This is a genomic window from Blautia sp. HCP3S3_D9 (assembly GCF_052063845.1).
Taxonomy (GTDB): domain Bacteria; phylum Bacillota; class Clostridia; order Lachnospirales; family Lachnospiraceae; genus Blautia_A.
On the sequence record NZ_JBQHWS010000205.1, the window covers coordinates 1 to 3,996 of the forward strand.

5 protein-coding genes and 2 pseudogenes are annotated in these 3,996 nt (G+C 38.4%); 6 read left to right on the forward strand and 1 reads right to left on the reverse strand.

The window, feature by feature from the left end:
- The 6 genes and pseudogenes from ACTNES_RS19855 to ACTNES_RS19880 form a co-directional block, all read left to right on the forward strand.
- A pseudogene (locus ACTNES_RS19855) lies at window positions 1–630 on the forward strand (DUF3849 domain-containing protein); the annotation flags it as partial.
- Window positions 627–878, forward strand: coding sequence for a transposon-transfer assisting family protein (locus ACTNES_RS19860; protein ID WP_055052940.1), 252 nt, complete (start codon window positions 627–629; stop codon window positions 876–878). The pseudogene ACTNES_RS19855 and the gene ACTNES_RS19860, both read left to right, overlap by 4 nt.
- Window positions 875–1,798: a YodL domain-containing protein gene (locus tag ACTNES_RS19865; RefSeq protein ID WP_441040475.1), complete on the forward strand. Its 924-nt coding sequence runs from the start codon at window positions 875–877 to the stop codon at window positions 1,796–1,798. Before ACTNES_RS19860 ends, ACTNES_RS19865 begins: the two co-directional genes overlap by 4 nt.
- Window positions 1,799–1,923: 125 nt before the next feature.
- Window positions 1,924–2,244: a hypothetical protein gene (locus ACTNES_RS19870; RefSeq protein ID WP_118618568.1), complete on the forward strand. Its 321-nt coding sequence runs from the start codon at window positions 1,924–1,926 to the stop codon at window positions 2,242–2,244.
- Window positions 2,245–2,318: 74 nt separating this feature from the next.
- Window positions 2,319–2,957: a DNA-directed RNA polymerase subunit alpha C-terminal domain-containing protein gene (locus tag ACTNES_RS19875; protein ID WP_441040476.1), complete on the forward strand. Its 639-nt coding sequence runs from the start codon at window positions 2,319–2,321 to the stop codon at window positions 2,955–2,957.
- A gap of 55 nt (window positions 2,958–3,012) precedes the next feature.
- On the forward strand, window positions 3,013–3,192 hold the full coding sequence (locus tag ACTNES_RS19880) for a hypothetical protein (RefSeq protein WP_118618564.1): 180 nt from the start codon (window positions 3,013–3,015) through the stop codon (window positions 3,190–3,192).
- 66 nt (window positions 3,193–3,258) lie between these two features.
- Here ACTNES_RS19880 and ACTNES_RS19885 read toward each other — a convergent pair.
- Window positions 3,259–3,996 (reverse strand): annotated as a pseudogene (locus tag ACTNES_RS19885) (relaxase/mobilization nuclease domain-containing protein); the annotation flags it as partial.

A 3,996-nucleotide genomic window follows, 5' to 3' on the forward strand; every position in this document is an offset into this window, starting at 1 on the left:
TTACTTTCCCGCCTGGAAAATGCAGAAACCCTTTCTATCTTTACCAGACAACCAGAACAGGAGCAACCAGAAGCTACGATTACTTTTTATGTAGCAGAGTGTATGGAGTTTCCGGTCATGGGAGAATACCATAATAATCTTACTCTGGAAGAAGCGATTAAGATTTATGAAAGTATTCCGGCAGATCGACTACATGGAGGCAAAGGGATTGGTTTTGACCTGCAGGACGGGGATAAAGATTATTCTGGAGAGTACGAACTGATGTGTTGGGACAGAGTAGACAGGGAACTGATAGATATGATTCCTCATTATAAGGAAAGTCCATTGGTACAGAAAGCAATCAATGATATGGAAAAGTATCTGAATGAGAAACATGGAAAAGTGCAGGAAGCGGAACAGACTGTGAAAGTGAAACAGGAAGTTCCAGAAGCACCAGTCAAGAAAGAATCCGTATCAGTAGAACCGAACCAGACGCAAAAGAAAGAGCCTGTAAAGGGCGAAAAAGGAGAACTGAAAAAATCTGTGCTGCAGTCGTTGAAAGAGTTTCAGGCAAGGGCAAAAGCACAGGAACAAAAAAATAAAGAAGCAGAAAAATCCAAAGCACATAAGAAGGGGGATGTAGAATTATGATGGATCTGGTAATGAACTTTGATACAGACGAATGTTTAGTGACCGCAATGTTTGATAAAGGCAACCGAAATGATACGATGGAAGCCATCGACAATATTATTCCATTTCTGAAAGGGGATGCGGATATGATCGGGCTTGTCTGCAATACCATAAGAAAGCTGTTCTGCATGAGCGATGAAGGCTATGAGATTTTTCTTATGGATCTGGAAGATTATAAAGCGGAACTGGAAGAGGAGGACGAGGAATGAGTACAAGTCAGTGTGCAGTATATCAGGTAAAAGAAACACCAGAGTACCGGGATGTTCGTTTCCGTTCTTATGAAAAGCTGAGAAGCGAAGGAAAGAGCGTCAGCATTGAGAACTATCAGCAGGTGTACATTGGAAGAATCCAGCCGGGGGAAACTCCGGCGGATATAAAAATACGCCTGCAGAAACAACGACCGAAGAATTTCAAAGGTCATTCCATCGGATGCAGCGATGTTCTGGTAATCACGGACGAGGGAAAAACCACAGCTTACTATATTAATAAAGACGGATTCATCATCGTTCCAGAATTTCTCACAATCAAAAGTTCCTCTGATACCAGACTTTCTATTGATACAACAGGATATGAAATCGAAGGAAAGAAAGGGACATGGCTTGCCCAGGATTATATTTTGATGAATGAGAAGAAATGGTTCCTGATGGAACATGAAGAGTATGGGACAAGAGCCGCCTATGTGATTCTCAGTGAAGATGGTGCTGTAGTTATGAATGACTGTTATAATGGTTTTGATGAAGAAGCAAGACGGAACACTCAGAACTTTATGCAGCAACAGGCAGCAAAAGCACAGGAACAGCAAAGACAACAGCATGTGCAATCGCAAATGCAGTCTAATCAGATACAGCAGTCACCAGAACAGCAGAAAAAGAAACCAGAGCTGGCAAACTGGCAGAAGGTCATGGACAACGGAGAATATCTTCGCAGTGCGGAGATGGCAGAAGAAGCCAACTACAACATGATCGACGGACTGATGAACAATACTCCAAAGAAAAAAGATAAAAATGCTCCCCGGAGATCTGTGTTGAAACGGCTTCGTAAGCATCAGCAAGAGATAGCCAGTCAGGGCAAAGGACAACCACAGCAACAAAGAGCAGTGGAAGAAGAGATGGAAAGGAAGAAGAAGTAATTTTCAATGGAAGTGGTCTTGCTACTTATGTGGCAGGGCCATTTTTGTTGAAAAAAAGAAATCAGTGCTTATAATATATGATAGAGGCGGCAATTAGTTTAATTTTACGGAGGAGAAAATATATTATGCTACGAAATCTATTCATATTATTGACGGCTATGTTTATGGGTCTTGTTTACTATAAATTTTCAATATCAAAGAGTAAAGATGCACAGAACATGGCTTTCTTTATGAAAATAACTTTTTTGGTGTTATCACTTATATTGGCGTTCACCAGGAAAGAGTTTATTCTTATAGGAGATTTAGCCTTTGGAGGGAGAACTTCAGTGATGGTACTTGTACTTATTGAAATTGCAGATGCTTTTATTGATAGAAAAAATAGTTCAACGCAAGTGAATAAGAAAAAACGCTCTACTTCAAGTATGGAAATGCAAAGAAGAAAATAATTTTTTATAAATTTTATGACCTTTTATATGTTGCCATGCATGATTAGTAGAAAATGATTTTGGAGGTAACATATATGAGTAAGAAAAAATATGAGTATCCAGAAAATCTGTGGGATGCAGTTGTGCAGAGGAGTAAGGAATTAAAGGATAACAGGATTCTGAAATTGTTACCAGATCAGGAAGCAGGATTAGAGTTTGCTCTGTCATGTTTTCCAGAGGAATATGAAACTGTGATTCGACTTAGATACAAAGAAAGACTTTCAGAAAAGAAAATTGCTGAAAGAATGGATTTGGAAGCGGATAGAGTTCATAGAATGATTTTGATGGGAGTAAAATACTTGGCAAAACCGCAGTATGTAATATATGTTGTGGAAGGGCTTGAGAATTACAATAGAAATTTAATTGTGCAAAGAGAACGAAGTATAGAAAATGCTAAAAGATTACATCCAGATTTGCCAGAGAACATTTTAGAAGAGCCAATCTCATTTCTGAAATTTAATACACGAATATATAATGCACTAAAGAGACACGATGTGGATACTGTAGGTGATTTGCTGGATGCATTGAGATTGCCTAACTGGATTCAGAGTTTTTCAAATATAGGGAAACAGTCACAAAGAGAAATTGTGCAGAAAATGGAGTCATTGGGGCTGGCAGATGATAGTTATGCCAGTGTTAGAAAAATAAAAAAATCGGTTCGTAATGTTGAATGATATTGGGGAAAATGTTATGATAAAAACCAAAGTTGTAAAAAGGAGGAAGCATTCTATGAATTTATATGAAAAGAACATTAAAGATTTGAGAGAAATTGTTAATGAGTTGTATTCACATGTCTCTTCTGTTGGTGCATATTCTAATTTAGCAACTGAGATTGAACGCTCTTGTAGTAATTTGACGCAGGCGATTGATGAATATGAGAAAATGATTAAAGAAAAAGATTTATTATAGTAAAAAAGTATTGAAAAAATAGCACATTATCTCAAAAAAGATTTTGTGCTATTTTTTTGGAAGCAATTATAAATTCTGCTCTTTCTCAAGCTGCTGTTCCTGCTCGTGATTCTTCCCAAGGATCATATCAATATTAGCGGAAACGGTACGAAGTTCCCGTTCATAATCCCGGCGGTTAGAAAAATCTTCCCGTTGTAAATCTTGCAATTCAATAAGCCGGTCTTTTTCAGCATATAGGGCTTTCATGGAAGGCAGCTTATTTCCACCAGATTTTTCTTTCAGTGTTCGGAGAGCTGTATCATAAAGGGAAAGCTCTGCCCGGTGTTCTTCGTAGAATTTATCCTTATTGTGGCTCTTACGGTAGTCAGAATATACGTTTTTGTATGCAAGGTACTGTCCGGTAAAATGAATCTGTTCATTCACATCTTTAAGCTGCTGTTCTGTATCCTTTAAAGATTTTCTGGCGGCACTGGTCTGATCAGATGCCTGGTCAAGTGCCGTATGGAAATCTTCAAGAGAGTCATATCCATGTTCCTGAATATAGGCAACCGTCTGAGCCATCTGTTTCAAATTGGAGAGTTTTACTTTTTGAGCATAGGCTTCACTCTGCTGTGCTTTGATACAGGTCTGTAAATCTATCACAAGTCGGAGATCTGATTTTATGAAAATGAACGGTACAGGAATATCGGATGCATCAGGCGAAAGTGTTGTCTGCAAAACTTTTGTAGTGGTTGTGACTTGCGGTTCTTCAATTTCCATTTTCCTATCGGAGAGTGATTTTGCATCTTCCTTAAATGCCTGTAA